The following is a 20,694-nucleotide window of genomic DNA, read 5'->3' as shown; positions in this document are numbered from 1 at the left end:
GGGTTGGTGTCTTTCACCGATGACCCTGCAAGTTCTTGCAAAGACAGTCAACAAACATCATTACCTTAAGTAATGGCCTTGAGTCTTCTTTGCGATATAGCCGCAGGCCACGTCGGGGAATCGCGAGTCACATGACGCTTTGTGGTTCGCATCACTACGACGCGTGAGACACAAAGGAAATGAAATGTGCAAGAACTTGCAATGATCCCGGCCGAGGCTACCTGCCCATGGCTGGTACTTGACATTGGCAGGTACCGGGTTGAGTATAGGAGTGTGACCGAGAGCCATGACCCGCAACTGCTCAAGGGTGTGTTGTCGCTGCTGCTGCTGCATTTGATCGCGGAGCAGGAGTCGTATGGCTACGAGGTGGTGCAGCGTCTCCAGGCCGCCGGGTTCGCCGACGTTCTGGAGGGCAGCGTCTATCCGGCGCTGAACAGGTTGCAGCGCGACGGTCTGCTCGGCACGCGGCTGGTGCCGTCGCCGAGCGGGCCGGCGCGGAAGTATTACCGGCTCTCCGAGCAGGGCCGGCGGGCGCTCGCCGAGTCCACCGCGGCCTGGGCCCGGCACGTCGCCGGGGTCGACGCGGTGCTCTCCCGGCCGCTGACGGCCGCGGACGACCGCTGATCGACCGGGACAAGGACGAGGCCGCCGGCGCGCGGCAGACGACGAGACCGCTGACCGGCTGCGACGAGGGCAGACCGCTGAGGGAGGACACTGACGTGACGATCGGATGGTGGGACCGGCTGCGTATCGAGCGCCTGGTCTGGATGCTCGACCAGCAGCTCTACGACCTGCCGCGCGAGGCGCGGATCGCCACCCGGCGCGAGGTCCGGGCCAACCTCGTGGCGGCCTCCGCGGACGTCGGCACGTCGGAGGCGCTGCGCCGGATCGGCGGCAGCCGCGGGCTGGCCGAGCAGTATCTGCGGGCCGAGTTCGGCGACCGCCCCCGGCACTCGTGGATCGCCGCGGGCTACGCGGCCGGACTGTTCCCCCTGCTGCTGAACTTCTTTCTCAGCGAGGCCGCGAACGCGTTCCAGGCCGGGGTGACCGCGGCGCACGGCCTCGGCGCGTTCACCTGGCCCGGCGTGGCGTGGGTGCAGACGACGGTCACCGTCACGGTCACCGGTGACGGGCAGGCGAGCCGGACCGGTGGCGCCTGGACCCCGCTCGCCTTCGTCCTGTGGGCCCTCGCCGTGATCGCTTTCGGACGGCTCTGGCGACTGCGGCGCCGTTCTTCTCAGGTGGCCCGGTCGGCGACCGACAACTAACCCCGAGCGATTCCCCGGGCCGCGGCGGCGGTCCGGGGAACAGCAACCGGCGGGCACCTGGACGGGCACCGCCGTGACAACTCCATCCCCGGAATCTCTTACCCATGCCCGGCGGGCAACGCCGCCGGACAACTCGGGGGAGATTCATCGTGAAGCGCTCGACGCTGCGCAAGACCGTACTGACGCTGGCCAGTCTCGTTGCCGGTCTCGGCATCGCGACGGCCGCGCCGGCCACGGCTCAGGCCGCGCCGACCAGCACCACCAAGACCTGCGTCACCGGCGCCAAGCTGGTCCCGACCTGCGGCGTGCTGTGGGGCGCCGCGGCCGGCGGGTTCACCGGCAAGCCGCGGGACACCGAGCACAAGGCCTGGGAGAAGCTCTCCGGCCGGACCGCGACGATCTTCCACACGTACCACAAGGGTGACGAGAAGTTCCCGACCGACGCCGAGATCGCGATGGCCCGGGACAAGGCGCGCCCGCGGGTGCTGCTCCTGAACTGGCGCGTCGAGTACGGCTCGACCTGGGCGAACGTCGCCGCCGGCAAGATGGACAAGCGGATCGACGCGTTCGCCGAGCGGCTCAAGACCAAGTTCAACGACAAGTTCTTCCTGGTGCTCAACCACGAGCCGGAGGACGACGTCCGCACCGACGCCAAGCTGGGCATGACCGCCAAGGACTTCGCGGCGTCGTACCGGCACGTGATCCAGCGGCTGCGCGCCAAGGGCGTGACCAACGCGGTCAGCGTCATCGCCTACATGGGCAACGAGAAGTGGATGGCGCAGTCCTGGTGGAAGGACCTGTACCCGGGCAACGACGTGGTCGACTGGATCGGCCTGGACTCCTACGTCAGCGCCGAGAAGAATTACTACCACGCCGGGAAGTTCGCCGACCTGCTGGACCGTAAGGCCAAGGGCGGCGTCGGCTTCTACGACTGGGCCGTCAAGAATCACCCGGGCAAGCCGGTCATGGTCGCCGAGTGGGGCGCCTACCACCGGGTCGGCAAGGTCGTCGACAAGGCCGCGCAGTTCAACAGCGTCCTGCCCGAGCTGGCCAAGCGCCCGGCGATCAAGGCGATCGTCTACTTCGACACCAAGAAGGACCTGTTCGGCGACCGCGACATCAGCATCGACAGCGCGCCGACCAGCCTCGCCGCGTTCCGCAAGCTGGCCGCGAACCCGCTGTTCAACGTCACGGTCCGCTGATCTCCCGAGCCGCCCGGCATCCGCCGGGCGGCTCGTCGGCTTTCGACCGCCTGTCCGCTGTCGGGCGGCTGTTCGCTTTCGGTCAGTTCGACGCGGAGGGCGCCGGGGTCGCGGTGGACGGCGCGGTGGACGGGAGGCCTCCGGGTGCGGTTCCACCATTGCGGGTACGCCCGTCGCCCCGCCGGTCGTCCTTGCGCCCGAACCCGCCGTGGCCGTCGCCGAACCGGTTCCCGCCCGGCCCGGCCTGATCCCGATGCCCGCCGCCGTGGTGACCGCCGCCGTGATGGCCGATCACCGCCGCGCCGAGCGCCGTCACGCCCGCGCCGAGCACACAGCCCAGCAACAGCGCCGCGATCGTGGCCAGCAGGGGAACCCGGCGGCCGCGCCAGGAACCGCCCGGACGGCCGGGACCGCGTGGCGGGCCGACCGGGACGTAGGCCAGGCCGGGCGGGGGCGGCGGCAGGGCGCTGCCCGCGTTCCCTGCCGCGACGTAGGCCCAGCCGGGCGGGGGCGGCGGCACGGTCGCGGCGTCACCGGCTGCCGGGGCGGTCGCGGCGTCCGCGGCTGCTGGGGCGGGCGCGGCCGGGGTCTCGCCGGCGACCGACGAGACATGCTCGGTTCCGGTCGCGGGCGGCGCCGCGGCGGCCGCCGGTGTCACCGGGGTGGCGGCCGTGGGCTCTTCCGAGGGTGAAGGGGTGTCGCTCATTGGGGGACTCCGTCGCTCAGCACACTTTTGGGGGGCCTGACCAGGGTGCGCCTGATAGCTGAGACTTGGCGCCACCGGCGCGTAAGAAACGGTTAAGAGTGCTCCGGGCGTACCCGAATCCGGTTTTGATCTTGAATGTCGCCGGAACCAATCGGCGGTCCGGGCCGACTAACTGGCAACCTGGAGAGAGAGATCTACTGACGCCATGACGAAACGCCTCCTGCTCGCCCTCGCCGCCGTGCTGACCCTGCTGATCCCGGCCGCGCCCGCGTGGGCGCACAATGCGCTGGTCGAGGCGGCGCCGGCCAAGAACGCGACCCTGAAGAAGGCGCCGGCGGGGGTGAAACTCAAGTTCCTGGAGAAGCTGCCGGACTCCACCAAACTGTCGGTGACCGGCGCGGACGGGTCGGTCCCGGCGCAGTCACCGGCGACGATCAACGGCGCGACCATCTCGCTGACGTTCACCGAGCCGCTTGCCAACGGCGTGTACACGGTCGCCTATCAGGTGGCCGCGGAGGACGGGCACGTGACCAAGAGCTCCTACAAGTTCACCGTGGCGGATCCCGTGGCGGCCGCCACCTCGGCGCCGGCCAGCGCCGATCCGACCACCGCGCCGGCCAGCGCCGATCCGACCACCGCACCGGCCGCGACCAGCGCGGCGGCCACCGTCGCGGCCGAGCCGGTCAGCGACGACGGCAACGGGCCGTGGCTGGGGCTCGCCGCCGGGATCGGCATCCTGGCGCTCGCCGGAGCGGCCGGATTCGTCGTCCTCCGGCGCCGCCGGTCGTAGATTGGTCCGGACCGATGGCGACCTGGGGATCGGCTGATCCGATCGCCCTATCATCGGGGCGGTGACGGTCGAAGCGGTTCGTGGGGGCATCCCCGAGCACGGTCGGGTCCCCAAGTACTACGTGGTCAAGAGCCAGCTGCTCAACCTGCTGGCGGAGCTCGGCGAGGGGGCGCTGCTCCCCGCTGAGCGGAACCTGGCGGTGGCGTACGGGGTGGCCCGCTCCACCCTGCGGCAGGCGATCAGCGAGCTGACGATGGAGGGGCGGCTGCGGGCGTACCGGGGTCGTGGCACCTTCGTGGCCCCGCCCAAGCTGGTGCAGCCGCTCGCGCTGCGCAGCTACACGGAGGCGCTGCGGGAGATGGGCCGCAGCCCCGGCCGCCGGGTGGTCACTGTGGAGACCGTGCCGGCCGCCGCTCTCGGCGCCGACTTGGGCATCGCCGCCACCGACGAGGTCCTGCACCTGGAGCGGGTCCTGCTCGCCGACGACGAGCCGCTGGGGCTGGAGAGCACGTACCTCCCGGTCGCCCGGTTCCCGGGCCTGATGGACGGCTACGACGGCACCGGCTCGCTCTACCAGCACATGATCGACCGGTACGCCGTGACCTACGCCTCGGCGGTCGAACGCATCGAGACGGTCCTGGCCAGCCCGCGCGAGGCCATGCTGCTGGACACCAACCCGGCCCAGCCGATGCTGCTCATGCAGCGCGTCTCGTCGGACGGGGAGGGCCGCCCGATCGAACGGGTCCGCTCGCTGTACCGGGGCGACCGGATCGGCTTCGAGACCCACCTCCGCCCCTAGCGACGGACGGAATTCTCGCCGCTCGGCCGTGACCTGCTCGTGCATCCACGCCGGCGTGACCGTCTCGGCAGTCACGCGCGCCTCCGGGCGGTGATCGGTCACCGACTCGACGTATCCGCGCCGCTGCCCGGACGGGACCCAGGTCGAACGTTCGAACCTGCGACCGTCGGCAGTGGAGGAAAGGGGTTGCGCAATGGTCAAGGATCGTTGACCATTTGGAGCGTGCCTGAGGATGACCTTCCCGAGACGTTTCATGTCACTACTGACGAGCAGTTGCGAGCGGTCTCCAACCTGACCCGTCACCGGATCATGGCGGTGCTGCGGTTCGAGCCGGCGACGATCACGCAGATCGCCGGCCGGGTGGGGCTGGCGAAAGGGAGTTCCAGCTATCACGTCCGGCTGCTGGAGCGGGCCGGCCTGGTGCGGGTGGTGCGGACGCGGAAGGTCCGGGGGGTCGTCGAGCGGTACTACGCGATGGCCGCGCGGTCGATCGCGCTGCCGGATCCGGCGCCGGGGCAGCCGGATGTGCTGCTGCGCAACGCGGTCGCGGACCTGGAGACCGCGCCGGACGGTGCGCGGCAGGTCAAGATGTCGCACCTGCGGCTGACCGACGAGCAGTTCGCGGAGCTGGGGGCGCGGCTGGCGGCGCTGGCGGACGAGTACCGGGCGCTGTCCGATCCGTCGCTGCCGGACGTGTCGCTCGTCTTCGCACTGTTCCGACCGTCGTTCGGCGGGTCGGCCGAGGGTGAGCAGGCGGAGGGTGAGCCGGCGGAGAACGAGCAGGCGCAGGGCGAGCAGACGACGGGCGAGCAGACGGCGGGGGATGGGCAGTGAGTCGAGACGTGAAGGTGCTGGCGGTGGGGTTCGGGCGGCTGTGGACCGCGCAGACGGTGTCGTCGTTCGGTGACGGGGTGATGGCCGCGGCGCTGCCGCTGCTCGCGTTGACGCTGACGCGGGATCCGATGGCGCTGGCCGTCGTCACGGCAGCCGGGACGCTGCCCTGGCTGCTGTTCGGGGTGCTCGGTGGCGCGCTCGTGGACCGCTGGGACCGCCGGCGCACGATGTGGGTCGCGGACGCGGCACGGGCGCTGCTGCTCGCGGTCCCGGCCGTCGCGGCCGCGGCCGACATGTTGAGCATTCCGCTGCTGGCGGCCGTCGCGTTCCTGCTCGGGCTCGGCGGCCTCTTCTTCGATACGGCCGCCACGGCCTACCTGCCGGATCTGCTCGGCCGGGACCCGGCGCGCCTGCAGCGCGCCAACTCCCGTCTGCGCGGCGCCCAGACCGCCATGGCCGGCTTCGCGGGTCCGCCGGCCGGTAGTGCGTTGCTCGCGCTCGGCCGGTCGGTCCCGCTGCTGGCCGACGCGGTGTCGTTCGTGGTCTCCGCGCTGCTCGTGCGGTCGCTGCCGGCCATGCCGCGGCCGGTGCCGGAGGCCCGCGAGTCGCTTCTCCGGCAGGCCCGGGCCGGCGCCTCGTATGTCTTCCGGGACCGCTTGCTGCTCGGCCTCGCGCTGCGTCCCGCGGTCGGGAACGTCGCCTTCATGGCCGTGGAGACCGTCCTGGCCCTGTTCGTGCACGAGCGGCTCGGCCTCGGCACGTTCGGCTTCGGCCTGCTGCTCACCGCGGAGGCCACCGGCGGCCTGATCGGCGCGGGCATCGCCTCCTTCCTCGGCCGGAAGCTGGGCACCGGCACCGCGCTGACCTGCACAGCCGCGGTCGAGGGCCTGGCCATCCTGGTGCTGGCCGCCGCGCCGAACCCGTACGTCGCCGGGCTCGCGCTGGCCGTCTGCGGCGCCGGGATGGGTGCCACCATGGTGCTCGGCCCCTCGCTGCGGCAGACGATCGTCCCGGCACACCTGATGGGCCGGGTCGCCTCCACCTCCCGGATGCTCGCCATGTGCGCCGCCCCGTTCGGCGCCTTCCTCGGCGGCTGGCTGGCCGCCAGTTTCGACGTGCGGACCCCGCTGTTCGCCGCTGCCTTCCTGCTGCTCACCATGACCGCGGTGACGGCGACCATGACCAGCAACCGCCGGGTCGAGGCGGCGCTGCGCGGCGTCGCCCCGACCGGAGATCCGGCTCGCCCGGGCCCCGAGGAGCCGGTTCGGGAGAGCGTGCCCGAGCTGTTGTGACGGTCACCCGGGGGCGGGACGCTCCGGGCGTACCGAAAACCGGTCTGCCGGACGCCGAAGCGCGGGCCCGCGGACCTGTGCCGAATCGGTCAGCACTTGAGCCAGGAGACGTGGTAGACGGTCTCCAGGCTGGCGTCGGAGGAGTCCATGGTGAGGAAGCTGGTGGTCTTGCGGGACGAGGTGCCGGCGTTGACCCGCAGTTCGGTGTTGACGTTGAGGTAACGCTGCTCGCCGCAGGGCAGGAAGGAGAGCGAGCCGACCTCGACCCGGTCGGTGTGCTGCCAGTCGGTGTCCATCCAGCCCCTGAAGTCGTGCTTGATGCGGGTGGTGTGCGACTCGCCCTGGAAGTAGTAGAACGCGGTCTCGGAGCCGGTCGCGCCGGATTCCAGGTGCCCGAAGCCCCGATAGTCGGCGCCGGCGACCGCGTAGGTGTACCCCTGCGGTACGTGCACGTTGAGGGCCATCTGGCAGTTCTTCCGGAAGTCGGTGGGCCCGGCGTCCGGGCCGACCTGGGCGATGAAGTCGCTGTAGGTGACGGTGAACGCGGTGTTGTCCGGCGAGACCGTCACCTTCGCGGTCTTGTCCGGACAGCCGGAGCCGTTCGTCGTGACGACGTCGATGACCATCTTGTCCAACGGTGGCGGGGCGCCGTGCCACGCCGTGGCCGGGGTGCCGGCCAGGGTGGAGACCAGCAGGGCGCCCGCGGTGATGGTGCTCAGCATCGATGTCCTCCAGCAGTGAAAAGTGAATGGGAAATGCGCCCGGAAATGACCGGTGCGCCGAGAGGAAACGTACGTTTCGGCAGGTCCGGATTCCGTGATATCGCCACTCGACCCGCTCACGGGTACCCGCCATTTGTCCGATTGGCGCATCACCCGCCCGGCTTTCCGGGCAGAAATGTCCGATTCTGCCGCGCGCGACCCGGACCTGGTGCTATAGGTCGTGGTTACCGCGGGGGTAATCGACGGGCCGGGCGGATCGGTGCCATGGTGCGGGCATGACCATCAAGGACATCTTCCTGGACGCGTTCGGCCGGTTCGCCGCCGGTGACCTCGACGTGCAGGACGAGGTGATCGGCGCGGACTTCGTCAACCACGACCCGGGCAGCCCGCGGGACAGGGACGCCTGGATCGAGTTCACCAAGAACGGCCCGCTGGTGAACTCGACCATCGATCTCAAGCGGGTGATCGCCGACGACGTCTTCGTGGTGGCCCACTACCAATTGATCCCGCCCGAGGGCGGGCTCGGCGAGGCCGTCGTCGACGTCTGGCGCTTCGCCGGCGACCTGATCGTCGAACACTGGGACGTGTCCCAGCCGGTGACCGCCCCGGATCAGGTGTAACGGATGTGAATATGCCGGGTCATTGCTGGAAGAATTGACCCAGTCCTAGCTTCCCGGCATGAAATTACGCGCTTGCCTGGCGGTCGCGGCGACGCTGCTGGCCGGCCTGACGACGCCTGCCGCAGCGCAGGCCGCCACCGTCACGTACACCAATCCGGTCAGCGCCGGAACGGTCGACACCTTCCCGGATCCGGCGGTGATCCGCGGCAAGGACGGCGTCTGGTACGCCTACGGCACCACCAACCCGATCTTCAACAGCAAGGGGGAGACCGGCGAGCACATCCTGCCGATCCTCTCCTCGCCCGACCTGGTCCACTGGACCTACCGGAAAGACGCGATCACCGTCAAGCCGTCCTACTGGGCGGCGGGCACCCGTGCCTGGGCGCCGGACATCCGCTATCTCGACGGCAGCTACCACCTGACCTACGCGCTCTCCAACGGCGGGATCGCGCTGCTCACCGGCGCGACCCCGACCGGCCCGTGGACCGACCACGGGCTGCTGGTCACGCCGTCCGGCAGCGGCTGCCCGACCGGCACCATCGACCAGGCGCTGTTCACCGACGCGGACGGCACGAACTATCTGTACTGGGGCAGCTACGACACGCTCTGCGTGCAGCAGCTGACCGCGGACGCCACCGGCCGGGTCGGCGCGGTCACCCAGGTCGGCCGGGGCCGGCGGGCCGAGGGCTCGTTCGTGGTGCGCCGCGACGGCTACTACTACCTGTTCTTCTCCGACGCGGGCTGCTGCGACGGCGCCTTCAGCGGATACACCGTCAAGGTGGGCCGCTCGACCAGCCCGCGGGGGCCGTTCCTGACCCCGAGCGGCCTCGACCTGATGTCCCTGACCAGCAAGGACGGCATCGTCCTCGCCGCGAACGGCAACCGCTGGATCGGGCCGGGCCACAACGCTCTCGCGACCGATCTGGCCGGGCAGGACTGGCTGGTCTACCACGCGATCCCGGCGGGCGATCCGGACTTCCCGCCGGTCACCGGCGCGAACGGGGCCACCCTGAACCTCACCCGGCGGCCGCTGATGATCGACCGGCTGGACTGGATCGGCGGCTGGCCGGTGGTCCGGGCCGGCGCCGGCGCGTCCGAGACCGCGCAGACCGCGCCGGTCAGCACGTGGACGGTGGACCGGAGCACCGGCTGGGACACGACCTGGCCGACGGCCACCGACCCGGACTCCGGCGAGTACCTGACCGCGGCGAAGGCGTCCTTCTCGCTGAGCACCCGGGCCGCGTCCGGCGACGTACGCGTGGAGGGCGACCTGCGCTCCGGAGCCGGTCTGGTCATCTCCTACACCGACCCGCAGAACCATGTCGTCGCCTGGCTCGACCAGGCCACCCGGCGGCTGGACGTGGCGGTGACCGTACAGGGCATCCGTTCTGATCGGACAGCGGTCCTGCCGTCCGGATTCTCCTTCGCCACCTGGCACACCGTGGCCGCGGAGCGGCGCGGCCGGAACCTGACCGTGGAGGTCTCCGCGGACCGGCTGCGGGACGCGGTCGCGACCGTGGCGCTGACGCTGCCCGGCACGGTACCGACCACCGGGAGGATCGGCGCGGCGGCCACCGCGGCCGGCGCCGCCGCGGACAACCTCGGCGCCGCGCCGCTCCATCGCCCGGTCACCCAGCGGGTCGCCGACCCGCAACCGGGCGCGCCCCTGCCGGAGTACTCGGACGACTTCTCCGGGACCGACCCGGCGTGGAGCTGGATCCGCGGCCGCAACGACACCACGCCGACCGGGAACGCGCTGGTCTGGCCGACCCAGGCGGCCGAGCTGTACACCGGCACCAACACCGCGTCGGTGCTGGTCCGTGACGCGCCGGCGGGTGACTTCACGGTGGAGACCAAGCTGACCTTCGACGGGACCCGCGGCAACCAGCAGGCCGGGCTGCTGCTGTACCAGAACGACGACAAGTACTTCAAGCTCGCGCACTCGGTGCTGCCGCTGGCCGGGACGAGCGAGGTGACGCATCAGGTGGAGTTCGGCAAGGAGGGGCCGCGGGGGACCGGGGTGGCGAACGCGCCGATGTTCGGCGGGCCGGCGGCCGGGACCACCTGGCTGCGGCTGCGGTACCACTACGACGCGGCGAACGACGAGGACGAGGTGCGCGCGGCGTCCAGTGTGGACGGCGTCACGTGGACCTGGGGCGGGGTGTGGACGCAGCCGCACACCGGGGCGTACCGGATCGGGTTGGTCTCGATGAACGCGACCGGCGCCACGGCGTCGTTCGACTACGTCACAACGTTCGCGGCCGCATAGTGCTTAAAGCCTATCGGTAAGATAGGTTAACGGCCATGCGTAAGTTGGTTCCTGCCGTCTTGTCCGTGACCGTGCTTCTCGCCGGCTGCCAGGGAGGTGGTGGTGACGGATCCACCACCACCTCCGGCGCGGCCTTCGACCCGGCGACCTGCCAGGGCGGCACGCTCACGGTGCTCAACCAGGGTGGCATCAACCACCTCGACCCCGCTCGGCTCTACACCTCCGGCGGCGGCAACCTGCCGTCGCTGCTGTTCCGCACGCTGACCACCCGCAACCGGCAGCCCGGCGAGGCCGGCGCCAAGGCGGCGCCGGACCTGGCGACCGACCTCGGCACCCCGTCCGACGGCGCCAAGACCTGGACGTACCACCTGCGGGACGGCATCCAGTTCGAGGACGGCACGCCGATCACCTCGAAGGACGTCAAGTACGGCATCGAGCGCTCGTTCGCCCCGGAGCTGCCCGGCGGCGCGCCGTACCTGCGTGACTGGCTGGAGGGCGCGGCCGATTACCAGGGGCCGTACAAGCAGCCGGACGGCATCAAGTCGATCGAGACGCCGGACGACAAGACGATCGTGTTCAAGCTGCGCAAGCCGGAGGGCGACTTCCCCTACCTGGCGACCGCCACCCAGTTCGCCCCGGTCCCGAAGGCCAAGGACTCCGGCGTCGACTACGAGAAGCACCCGATCTCCTCCGGGCCGTACCAGGTGGAGTCCTACGAGCCGAAGAAGTCCCTGGTCCTGGTCCGCAACAAGAACTGGTCGACCAAGATCGACGAGCTCCGGTACGCCTGCCCGGACCGGATCGAGGTGACCTCCGGGCTGGACGCCGCGGTGATCAACCAGCGGCTGGTCACCGGCGCCGGCCAGGACGCCAACGCGGTCACCACCGACGCGGTCGTCGGCCCGGAACAGCTCGCTCAGCTGGGCACCGGCTCCGAGCTCGACAAGCGGGTCACCCGCGGCGAGTTCCCGTCGACGCTCTACCTCGCCTTCAACACCAAGAAGGCGCCGTTCGACAACCCCAAGGTCCGAGAGGCCCTTTCGTACGCCATCAACCGCACCTCCGTGGTCAACGCCCTCGGTGGCTCCGCCGTGCAGGGCGCCTCGACCACCTTCCTGCCCCCGCAGAAGGCGCTCGGCCAGCAGCCCTACGACTACTTCCCGGCCGGCGCGAGCGGCGACCCGGCCAAGGCCAAGCAGGTCCTCGCCGAGGCCGGTCTCACCGACCTGACCGTCGAGGTCACCCACGAGAACGACGACAGCGAGGGCGTCGGGCCCAAGGTGGCGGCCGCCGTGCAGGAGGCGTTCAAGCAGGCCGGCGTCACGGTCAAGCTGAACGCGATCGACGCCGCGACCTACCGTGACGTGATCGGCAAGCCGGCCACCCAGCCCGGCCTGGTCCTCACCACCTGGGGTGCCGACTGGCCGTCCGGCGGCCCGTTCCTGATCCCGATCTTCGACGGCCGGCAGATCATCACGGCGGGCGGCAACTTCAACCTGGCGCAGTACAACGACCCGGCGGTGAACGCCGAGATCGACGCGATCAACGCGCTCACCGACCCGGCCGCCGCCGCGCAGCGCTGGGGCGCCCTGGACGCCAAGATCGGCAAGCTGGCGCTGGTCATCCCGCTGACCTACGAGAAGGACGTCTACCTGTACGGCAAGAACGTGAAGAACGCGTACGCCGACGGCTGGCGCGGGCAGCTCGACATCGCCCGGATCTCGGTCAAGTGATCCGTGCGCTCCTGAGGGATCGCGGCTTCGTCGCGGGGGCGGTGATCGCGGCCGGCATGGTGCTGGTCGCGGTCACCGCGCCGCTGCTCGCCTCGCTGGCCGGGCAGGACTACACGACGTATCACGACACCCTGCTCGACTCGGCGCGCGGCGGCGTGCCGATCGGGGCGTTCGGCGGGGTCAGCGGCGAGCACTGGCTCGGCGTGGAACCCGGGACCGGGCGGGACCTGTTCGCCCGGCTGGTCTACGGCGCGCAGGTGTCGGTCGGCGTCGCGGTCGCCGCCACCTTTCTCGAGGTGCTGCTCGGCGTGACCGTCGGGGTCGCGGCCGGGCTCGGCGGCCGCTGGGCGGACGCCGGCCTGAGCCGGATCATCGACCTGGTGCTGTCGGTGCCGGTGCTGGTCATGGCGATCTCGCTGCTGGCCATCGTGCCGCAGGACTGGCCCCGCCCGCTGCTGCTGGCCGTGGTGATCGCGGTGCTCGGCTGGGGCGGCACCGCCCGGATCAGCCGCGGCGAGACGCTCACCCTGCGCACCCGCGACTACGTGGCGGCCGCCCAGGTGGCCGGCATGCCCTGGTGGCGGGTCGCCCGGCGGGAGATCCTGCCCGGCCTGACCGCCCCGATCCTCACCTACGCCGCCCTGCTGCTGCCCACCAACATGGTGGTCGAGGCCGGGCTCTCCTTCCTCGGCGTCGGCGTGCGCCCGCCCACCCCGTCCTGGGGCCAGATGCTGTCCAGCGCGACCACCTGGTTCCGGGCCGACCCGATGTACGTCTTCCTCCCGGGACTGCTGTTGTTCCTCACCCTGCTCTCGTTCGTGCTGGTCGCCAACGGTCTGCGCCGTGCCTTCGACCCCCGGCAGCGGGAGGTGCTGCGATGATCGGATACCTCGGGCGGCGGATCGTCGGCGGCGCGGTCGTGCTGCTGGCCCTCTCCGCCCTCATCTACGCGCTGTTCTACCTCGCGCCGTCCGACCCGGCAGTGCTGGCCTGCGGCAAGGGCTGCACCCCGGAACGGCTCGCCGCCGTCCGCGAGGCGATGGGTGTCGCCGACCCGATCTGGCAGCAGTACTGGCACTACCTGCAGGGCATCTTCGTGGGCCGGGACTACTCGATCGGCCCCGAGGTGCGCCACTGCCCGGCACCCTGCCTCGGCTACTCCTTCGAGACGTCGCAGCCGGTCACCACCCTGCTGCTGGACCGGCTCCCGGTCTCGTTCTCGCTGGCCCTCGGCGCCGAGATCCTGTCGCTGGCGATCGGCATCGGCGCCGGCCTGCTCGCCGGCGCGCGCCGGTTCCGCTGGCTGGACCGGATCGTCAACGGCCTGGTGCTCGCCGGTTACGCCGTCCCGGTCTTCCTGGTCGGCCTGCTGCTGCTCCTGCTCTTCTGCGTGCACCTGCAGTGGCTTCCGTTCCCGCAGTACGTCCCGTTCACCACCGATCCCCTGCTCTGGGCGCAGAACCTGCTCCTGCCGTGGATCGCGCTCGCGGTGATCCAGTCCGCGGCCTACGCCCGGCTGACCCGGGCCGGGTTGCAGGAGACCCTGGCCGAGGACCACATCCGGACCGCCCGGGCGTACGGGATCCCGGAACGCCGGATCCTCTGGCGCCGGGCCCTGCGCGGGGCGCTGCTGCCGCTGGTCACGCTGACCGCGGTGGACGTCGCCTCGATCGTGACCAGCGCGGTGCTCACCGAGACCATGTTCGGCCTGCCCGGCATCGGGCAGCTGCTGGTCGGCGCGGTGAACCAGATCGACCTGCCGGTGGTCGTCGGGGTCACCCTGCTCACCGGCCTGATCATCGTGGTCGCCAACGCGGCCGCCGACCTGCTCTACGCCGCCGTCGATCCCCGGGTGCAGCTGCGATGACTCTGTTGACAGTGGAGGATCTGCGGATCTCCTTCGGTGACCAGCAAGCCGTCGACGGGCTGTCGTTCGAGCTGCCCGCCGGTGGGTCGCTCGGCATCGTCGGCGAGTCCGGATCCGGCAAGAGCACGACGGCGCTGGCGCTGCTCGGCCTCACCCCGGGGCAGGTGTCCGGCCGGGTCGACTTCGACGGGATCGACCTGCTGACCGGGGCGACGGCCCTGCGGGGCGCGCAGATCACCATGGTGTTCCAGGAGCCGCTCACCGCGCTCAGCCCGTTCCACACCGTCGGTGACCAGATCGCCGAGGTGTACCGGCTGCACACCGGCGCGTCCCGGAAGGCGGCTCGGGACCGGGCGGTCGAGGTGCTCGGGCAGGTGCACATCCCGGACCCGGCGCGGCGGGCCGGCGCGTACCCGCACCAGTTCTCCGGCGGGATGCGGCAGCGGGCGCTGATCGCCATGGCGATCGCCTGCCGGCCCCGGCTGATCGTCGCCGACGAGCCGACCACGGCGCTCGACGTGACCGTGCAGGCGCAGATCCTCGACCTGCTCGAGGAGGTGCGGGAGAGCACCGGCGCGGCGCTGCTGCTGATCAGCCACGACCTCGGGGTGGTGGCCGGGTCGACCGAACAGGTCGTGGTGATGCGGCACGGGAAGGCGGTCGAGGCGGGCGCCACCGACCGGGTGCTGGTGTCACCCACCGCCGACTACACGAAAGCGCTGCTCGACGCGGTGCCCAAGCCGCGGGAGGCGCGCCCGCTGGAGCTGGGCGAGCCGTTGTTGCGCATTCAGGACGTACGTAAGCATTTTCCGCAGCCGCGACGTGGTGCCCTCCGCAAGCCGCCGCCGATCCGTGCGGTCGACGGGGTGACCCTGGACGTGCACGCCGGCGAGACGCTCGGCATCGTGGGGGAGTCCGGCACCGGCAAGACCACCCTGGCCCGGATGATGGTCGGCCTGGTCGCGCCGAGTTCCGGGCGGATCACCTTCGACGGGGTGGACATCTCGCGGCGGCGCGGGCGGTCGGTGCAGATGGTCTTCCAGGACCCGCTGTCGTCGCTCAACCCGCGACGCACGATCGGCGAGAGCATCGCCGATCCGTTACGGCTTGCCGGGGTACGCGATCCGCGCGCACGCGTCTGCGCGCTGCTGGAACGGGTCGGGCTCGCCGCGTCCGAATACGATCGGTATCCGCACCAGCTCTCCGGCGGGATGCGGCAGCGAGTCGGGATCGCGCGCGCCATCGCGCCGTCGCCACGCCTGATCGTCTGCGACGAGCCGGTGTCGTCGCTGGACGTGACCACGCAGGCGCAGGTCCTCGCGCTGCTGGAGGAGCTGCGCGAGGAGCTGGGGTTGTCGCTGGTCTTCGTCTCGCACGACCTGGCCGTGCTGCGGCAGATCGCCGACCGGGTGGCCGTGCTCAAGGACGGCACGGTGGTGGAGATCGGGCCGACCGCCCAGGTGTACGACCAGCCGCAGCACGCCTACACGAAGGAGCTGCTCGCGGCGGTGCCGGTGACCGATCCGGTGGAGGCGCGGCGGCTGCGAGCGTTGCGCTCCTGAGCCGGGCTGTTCCCGCGCTTTCCCTGCGGGGTGGGGAGGGTGCTCTGGGCGTACCCAAAAGGGTCTTTCTCAATGGGGGTAAGCGCGCGGGATGCGGGTCGGGATCTCCGCGCGGAACGCCTCGATGCGGGAGATCACCTGGCGGCGGCCGACGGTGTTCTCCAGGCGGTCCAGATAGAGGCAGCGGGCCGCGAGTTTGTCCAGGTCGACGGTGAAGTACATGGCCATCAGCGGGTTGACGAACAGGGCGCTCCCGCTGGTGCGCCGGGTGAACTGCACGTCGCCGAACAACCCGCTGGTGGCCGCCGCGATCTGCCCGTTCACGATGCTCGGCCGGTCCGGCGTGGCGGCCTGCGCGTCGGCCACCGCGTCGCGGTAGAGCACCGCCTCCCGGCTGTCGCCGGGGATCGACAGCGCGCCCAGGTAGCCGCCCTCCCGGTCGAGGGCGGCGAGGTTCTCCAGGATCTGCACGTGGTTCACCCCGTGGTACGCGTCGATGCCCCAGCCGAGGCAGGTGACCAGCTTGACCGGCAGGTCGATGCCGGCCACCGCGCCCAGGCTGGTCACGTCCTCGACCGGGGTGCCGAGCGCGTTCTCGTCGCCGCGGCACAGGATGTCGGTGCCGCCGTCGACCAGCACCACCGCGTCGATGTCGTGCCGCTCGATCACGTGCCGGTACGCCTCCCGCAGCGTCTGCACGCCCAGCGGCGGGAACGCGTACACCGTCGCCGGCATGTCGTGGGCGGCCAGCCACTTGGCCAGCGTGCCCTCCGGGAAGTACCAGTCCGGGCTGGTCGACGCGGGGGTGACCGCCACGACGTGGTCGGCGATCCAGGACTCGCGGTCGACCAGTTCCAGCTCGGAGAAGGAGAGGCTGGCCAGGTGCACCTCGGCGCCGCGGGCCCGCAGCGACAGGGCCAGCGGCAGGCCGGCGTAGACGTCGAAACCGCCGCCCGCGCCGGCGATCAGGATCCGCCGGGCCGGGGCCAGGGCGGCGAACAGGGGTGGTACGGCAAGCTCGTGCACCGGTCAATGATCGACCATCCGGGCCAACGGGTCCCCGTCCCGGGGATGACCCGATTGACGCGAGCGTCTAGGGTGGGCGGCCGAGCCTAGGGACGGGGAGACACCACGATGAAGATGCGACGTCTGGCCGTCACCGGTGTGGCCGTGATGGCCCTCGCCGGGATGGGCGCCTGCGGCGACAAGAAGCCGGCGCCGGCCACCGATGCCGGAGCGACCGGTGCCCCGGCTGCCGCCACCACGGCCGCCGCCGCGGGATCCTCCGAGGCCAAGAGCGAGCTGCTCGCCGGCGTCACCAAGCTGACCAGCTCCAGCGCCAAGATCCACATGACGTCGTTCGGCGGCATCGTCGGCGACGGCGCCTTCGACGGGCCGAAAAAGCTGGTCGACATGAAGCTGGACATGGGCAGCCTGGGCAGCGTCAGCATGCGCCAGCTCGGCACCGACCTCTACATGCGCTACGGCGGCCCCGCCGCGAAGAACTTCGCGAACGGCAAGTGGATGCACATCGACGCCAGCAAGATGCCGGCCGGCAGCGCGCTGAGCATGGAGAAGAACGACCCGCGCAACTCGGCCAAGATGCTGGAGTCCGCCACCGAGGTCAAGGCGGCCGGCAAGGGGAAGTACTCCGGGACGCTCGACATCGCCAAGTCGCCGTCGGCCACCCCGCAGCTGCTCAAGCTCCTGGACGGCAAGGACACCCAGGTCCCGTTCACCGCGGAGATCAACTCGGATGGCTACCTGAGCAAGATGTCGGTGGACCTGAGCGGGATCGGCGCGGGCGAGAGCGTCGCGACGTACGCGGACATGGGCACGCCGGTCACGGTCACCAAGCCCCCGGCGCAGCAGACCGTCGAGATGCCGAAGTCGGCCCTGCAGGCGATGGGCGGCTGAGTTCGTCGCCGACGGGGTGGCGCTAGTGCGCCACCCCGTCGATCGCGCGACCGGCGGAAATTCGATCGCGCCGGCCGGGCCGGCGCACTAGCGTGCTTCTCATGTTCACGCCCGGTTCGCAGCTGCCCCTCGCGGTGGCTCCCGGGCGCGTGTTTCCCGGCGCTGATACCCGAGTCTGACCCTTCCCCACCGGCAGCAGAACCCCGGGGAAGGGTGGCTGCTCCCTGCCCGGGTTCTGACGCGTCCCGCCTGGCGACGGGTCGTGTACCACCACACCGCCTCGCATCCAGTGAGGACAGAGACATCATGGCCAAGAGCCAGTTCATCCGTACGAAGCCGCACGTCAACATCGGCACGATGGGCCACGTCGACCACGGGAAGACGACCCTGACCGCCGCGATCACCAAGGTTCTCGCCGACCGCGACCCGGTGGCCAACCGGTATGTCGCGTTCGAGGGGATCGACCGGGCGCCGGAGGAGGCCGCCCGCGGGATCACCATCACCATCGCGCACGTCGAGTACGAGACGGCGACGCGGCACTACGCGCACGTCGACATGCCGGGGCACGCCGACTACGTGAAGAACATGATCACCGGGGCGGCTCAGGTGGACGGGGCGATCCTCGTGGTGTCGGCGCAGGACGGGTCGATGCCGCAGACCCGGGAGCACGTGCTGCTCGCGCAGCGGGTCGGGGTGCCGCACCTCGTGGTCGCGCTGAACAAGAGCGACATGGTCGACGACCCGGAGCTGCTCGACCTGGTCGAGCTGGAGGTCCGGGAGCTGCTGTCGCAGTACGGCTTCCCGGGCGACACCCTCCCCGTCGTGCGGGTGTCCGCACTGCGGGCGCTGGAGGGCGACCCGCGCTGGGTGGCGTCGATCGCCGAGTTGCTCGACGCGGTCGACGACTACGTGCCGGTCCCGCCGCGCGAGCTGGGCGAGCCGTTCCTGATGCCGATCGAGAACGTGCTGTCGATCAGCGGCCGGGGCACCGTGGTGACCGGGAAGGTGGAGCGTGGCGAGCTGCGCGCCGGTGAGCCGGTCGAGATCGTCGGCCTCGGCCCGACGGTTGCCAGCGTCGCGACCGGGCTGGAGATGTTCGGCAAGGTGCTGGAGTCGGCGCAGGCCGGGGACAACGCGGCGGTGCTGCTACGCGGGGTCAAGCGCGAGCAGGTACAGCGGGGGCAGGTCCTCGCCGCGCCGGCGAGCGTGCGACCGCACCGGGTCTTCGTCGCCCGGATGTACGCGCTGACCGCCGCCGAGGGTGGCCGGCACACCCCGTTCGAGGCGCACTACCGGCCGCAGTTCTACTTCCACACCACCGACGTGTCGGGCGGGATGGACCTGGGCGGCCGGGACCTGGTGATGCCGGGCGACACCCTGGAGGCGGTGACGGTGCACCTGGGCAAGCCGGTGGCGCTGGAGCCGGGCCTGGGCTTCGCGGTCCGGGAGGGTAACCGTACGGTCGCCGCCGGCACGGTCGTCGAGGTGGTCGACTGACGGGCGTCAGCCGAGGATGGCGCCGTCTGCATTGGATCTTTCGGGATCCGGCAGGCGGCGCATCCGGATCGAGTTCAGCAGCCCGAGCAGCGCCGCGAGCAGCGGGATGAGCAGGGCGACCTGGAGCGCGATCGGCCGGGCCTCGGTGTTGATCCGGATGATCTCGGCCTTCGTCGCCGGGGGCTGACCGGCGAGCAGCTCGTCGAGGTGCGTGTTGGTCATCACCTCGGCGTTCTCGTTCAGCACCTCGGCCACCCGGGTCTGCTCGGCGGGGGAGAGGACCGTGCTCGCGTCGGCCTTCGCGGTGAACGAGGCGGCGAGCGTGGCCAGCATGACCGCGCCGGCGAAGGCCAGTCCGAACGACAGGCCGAACGAGCCGCCCGCCGAGTTCACCGCGGCGGCCTCGCTGACCCGCTCCTCGGAGATCGGGGCGAGCGTGTAGTCGTTGAGCTGCGACACCAGCAGGCCCAGCCCGCCGCCGGCGATCGCCAGCGGGATCAGCAGGGCCCAGCCGAAGTGTGCCCGCGGCACCAGCGGGATCAGGATCAGGACCCCGACGGTGAGCAGCAGGAATCCGGTGCCGACGATGTTCGCCGGACGCCGCCGCCCGGCCCGCTTGCCGGCCAGCAGGGCCACCACGAACATGCTCAGCGACAGCGGCGCGAGCGACAGGCCCGCCTCCATGGCGGTGTACTCCAGCACCATCTGGAGGTAGATCGGCAGCGCGATCATCAGGCCGCCCAGCGCGATCTGCTGCAACAGCTGCTGGGAGATGCCCACCTTGAACAGCGCGGACTTGAACAGCGCCGGGTCCAGCAGGTGCGCCTTGCCCAGCCGCTTGCGCCGCACCAGCCAGAACGCCAGCCCGGCCAGCGCCGCCACGCCGAGCACCAGCAACGCGAGCACCCGGTCGCCGCCCTCCTGCCACACCAGGATGCCGAGCACGATGCCGCCCATGCCGACCACCGAGAGGGCCGAGCCGACCACGTCGACGGTGCGCGGCCCGGTGTACTCGACGTTGCGAACCAGGCCGATGCCGGACAGCGCGATGGCGATGATGACCACCTCCAGCGCGAAGCCGACCCGCCAGGACAGGTACGTGGTGATGAACCCGCCGAGCAGCGGCCCGACCGCGGCGGCGATCGCGGCGGCCGCGCCGACCAGGGCGTACACCCGGCGCTGGGTGGCGCCCTGGAAGTTGCCGTGGATGAGCGACTGCATGGCCGGCAGCAGCAGCGAGGCGCCGATGCCGCCGATCAGGGCCCAGAAGATGATGACCACGGTGAGGCTCTGCGCCAGCGTCATCGCCAGCGCGCCGACGGCGTAGCCGAGCAGGCCGAGGACGTACGCCCGCTTGCGCCCGATGAGGTCGCCGACCTTGCCGCCGATCAGGATGAACGCGGCGGACACCAGCGCCTCCAGGGCGATCGCGCTCTGCACGCCGCTGGTGGTGGTGTCCAGGTCGCGTACCACCGCGGCGATCGAGACGTTCATCAGGGAGGTGTCCACGACCAGCACGAACATCGCGGCGGCGAGGAGGATCCCCAGGCGCCGTTCACGACCGCTCAACCCGGCGTTCTCGTGCTGTTCCATCCCCACAGCATCGGCGCCACCGA

The 20,694-nt window shown here is 71.0% G+C and carries 19 protein-coding genes; 15 read left to right on the top strand and 4 right to left on the bottom strand.

Features of this window, described 5'->3' with window-relative positions:
- Positions 1-273 precede the first annotated feature (273 nt).
- From Aiant_RS07490 to Aiant_RS07480, 3 genes are all read left to right on the top strand, one after another.
- Positions 274-624, top strand: coding sequence for a PadR family transcriptional regulator (locus Aiant_RS07490; protein WP_189332724.1), 351 nt, complete (start codon positions 274-276; stop codon positions 622-624).
- 95 nt (positions 625-719) lie between these two features.
- Positions 720-1,268 carry a hypothetical protein gene (locus Aiant_RS07485; protein WP_189332725.1) on the top strand — a complete coding sequence of 183 codons (549 nt, stop codon included), beginning with the start codon at positions 720-722 and terminating at the stop codon, positions 1,266-1,268.
- A 149-nt stretch (positions 1,269-1,417) separates the two neighbouring features.
- Positions 1,418-2,470 (top strand): glycoside hydrolase family 26 protein, encoded by a 1,053-nt coding sequence (locus tag Aiant_RS07480; protein ID WP_189332726.1) that lies wholly within the window; start codon positions 1,418-1,420, stop codon positions 2,468-2,470.
- 82 nt (positions 2,471-2,552) lie between these two features.
- Here Aiant_RS07480 and Aiant_RS07475 read toward each other — a convergent pair whose 3' ends face one another.
- Complete coding sequence (locus tag Aiant_RS07475; RefSeq protein ID WP_189332727.1) at positions 2,553-3,176, bottom strand: hypothetical protein; 624 nt, start codon at positions 3,174-3,176, stop codon at positions 2,553-2,555.
- 205 nt (positions 3,177-3,381) lie between these two features.
- On the opposite strand from Aiant_RS07475, the gene Aiant_RS07470 reads away from it, so the two are divergent.
- The 4 genes from Aiant_RS07470 to Aiant_RS07455 all read left to right on the top strand — a co-directional run bounded on the left by Aiant_RS07470 (position 3,382) and on the right by Aiant_RS07455 (position 6,891).
- The gene (locus tag Aiant_RS07470; RefSeq protein ID WP_189332728.1) at positions 3,382-3,966 is read left to right on the top strand and encodes a copper resistance CopC family protein; all 585 of its coding nucleotides are present in this window, start codon (positions 3,382-3,384) and stop codon (positions 3,964-3,966) included.
- A gap of 61 nt (positions 3,967-4,027) precedes the next feature.
- Entirely contained in the window at positions 4,028-4,765 is a 738-nt protein-coding gene (locus Aiant_RS07465) for a GntR family transcriptional regulator (RefSeq protein WP_189332729.1), read from the top strand.
- Positions 4,766-4,987: 222 nt separating this feature from the next.
- Complete coding sequence (locus tag Aiant_RS07460; RefSeq protein WP_189332730.1) at positions 4,988-5,599, top strand: ArsR/SmtB family transcription factor; 612 nt, start codon at positions 4,988-4,990, stop codon at positions 5,597-5,599.
- Positions 5,596-6,891 carry an MFS transporter gene (locus Aiant_RS07455; RefSeq protein WP_189332731.1) on the top strand — a complete coding sequence of 432 codons (1,296 nt, stop codon included), beginning with the start codon at positions 5,596-5,598 and terminating at the stop codon, positions 6,889-6,891. Before Aiant_RS07460 ends, Aiant_RS07455 begins: the two co-directional genes overlap by 4 nt.
- A gap of 89 nt (positions 6,892-6,980) precedes the next feature.
- Here the strand turns inward: Aiant_RS07455 and Aiant_RS07450 are convergent, their stop codons facing one another.
- A complete protein-coding gene (locus tag Aiant_RS07450; protein ID WP_189332732.1) occupies positions 6,981-7,613 on the bottom strand; it encodes a DUF4360 domain-containing protein in 633 nt (210 codons plus the stop codon).
- A gap of 275 nt (positions 7,614-7,888) precedes the next feature.
- Here Aiant_RS07450 and Aiant_RS07445 point away from each other — a divergent pair, with 275 nt between their 5' ends.
- The 6 genes from Aiant_RS07445 to Aiant_RS07420 all read left to right on the top strand — a co-directional run bounded on the left by Aiant_RS07445 (position 7,889) and on the right by Aiant_RS07420 (position 15,664).
- The gene (locus Aiant_RS07445) at positions 7,889-8,233 is read left to right on the top strand and encodes a nuclear transport factor 2 family protein (protein WP_189332733.1); all 345 of its coding nucleotides are present in this window, start codon (positions 7,889-7,891) and stop codon (positions 8,231-8,233) included.
- 58 nt (positions 8,234-8,291) lie between these two features.
- Positions 8,292-10,502, top strand: a complete 2,211-nt coding sequence (locus Aiant_RS07440) for a family 43 glycosylhydrolase (protein WP_189332734.1) — start codon at positions 8,292-8,294, stop codon at positions 10,500-10,502.
- 65 nt (positions 10,503-10,567) lie between these two features.
- On the top strand, positions 10,568-12,235 hold the full coding sequence (locus Aiant_RS07435) for an ABC transporter substrate-binding protein (RefSeq protein WP_229830523.1): 1,668 nt from the start codon (positions 10,568-10,570) through the stop codon (positions 12,233-12,235).
- Complete coding sequence (locus Aiant_RS07430; protein WP_189332736.1) at positions 12,232-13,116, top strand: ABC transporter permease; 885 nt, start codon at positions 12,232-12,234, stop codon at positions 13,114-13,116. Before Aiant_RS07435 ends, Aiant_RS07430 begins: the two co-directional genes overlap by 4 nt.
- Positions 13,113-14,102: an ABC transporter permease gene (locus Aiant_RS07425; protein ID WP_189332737.1), complete on the top strand. Its 990-nt coding sequence runs from the start codon at positions 13,113-13,115 to the stop codon at positions 14,100-14,102. The genes Aiant_RS07430 and Aiant_RS07425 overlap by 4 nt, the downstream gene beginning before the upstream one ends.
- Complete coding sequence (locus Aiant_RS07420; RefSeq protein WP_189332738.1) at positions 14,099-15,664, top strand: dipeptide ABC transporter ATP-binding protein; 1,566 nt, start codon at positions 14,099-14,101, stop codon at positions 15,662-15,664. The genes Aiant_RS07425 and Aiant_RS07420 overlap by 4 nt, the downstream gene beginning before the upstream one ends.
- 69 nt (positions 15,665-15,733) lie before the next feature.
- Here Aiant_RS07420 and Aiant_RS07415 read toward each other — a convergent pair whose 3' ends face one another.
- A complete protein-coding gene (locus Aiant_RS07415) occupies positions 15,734-16,690 on the bottom strand; it encodes a DUF1152 domain-containing protein (protein ID WP_189332739.1) in 957 nt (318 codons plus the stop codon).
- A gap of 108 nt (positions 16,691-16,798) precedes the next feature.
- Here Aiant_RS07415 and Aiant_RS07410 point away from each other — a divergent pair, with 108 nt between their 5' ends.
- Together Aiant_RS07410 and tuf are read left to right on the top strand one after the other, a co-directional pair.
- Positions 16,799-17,581, top strand: coding sequence for an SCO4651 family lipoprotein (locus tag Aiant_RS07410; RefSeq protein WP_189332740.1), 783 nt, complete (start codon positions 16,799-16,801; stop codon positions 17,579-17,581).
- A gap of 306 nt (positions 17,582-17,887) precedes the next feature.
- Positions 17,888-19,078 carry an elongation factor Tu gene (gene tuf / locus Aiant_RS07405; protein ID WP_189332741.1) on the top strand — a complete coding sequence of 397 codons (1,191 nt, stop codon included), beginning with the start codon at positions 17,888-17,890 and terminating at the stop codon, positions 19,076-19,078.
- 6 nt (positions 19,079-19,084) lie between these two features.
- Here tuf and Aiant_RS07400 read toward each other — a convergent pair whose 3' ends face one another.
- A complete protein-coding gene (locus Aiant_RS07400) occupies positions 19,085-20,671 on the bottom strand; it encodes an MFS transporter (RefSeq protein ID WP_189332742.1) in 1,587 nt (528 codons plus the stop codon).
- Between the last annotated feature and the right edge of the window lie 23 nt (positions 20,672-20,694).

The organism is Actinoplanes ianthinogenes (assembly GCF_018324205.1).
Lineage (GTDB): Bacteria > Actinomycetota > Actinomycetes > Mycobacteriales > Micromonosporaceae > Actinoplanes > Actinoplanes ianthinogenes.
Note: the sequence above shows the minus strand (reverse complement) of the source record. Positions and strands in the feature narration are given on the sequence as shown.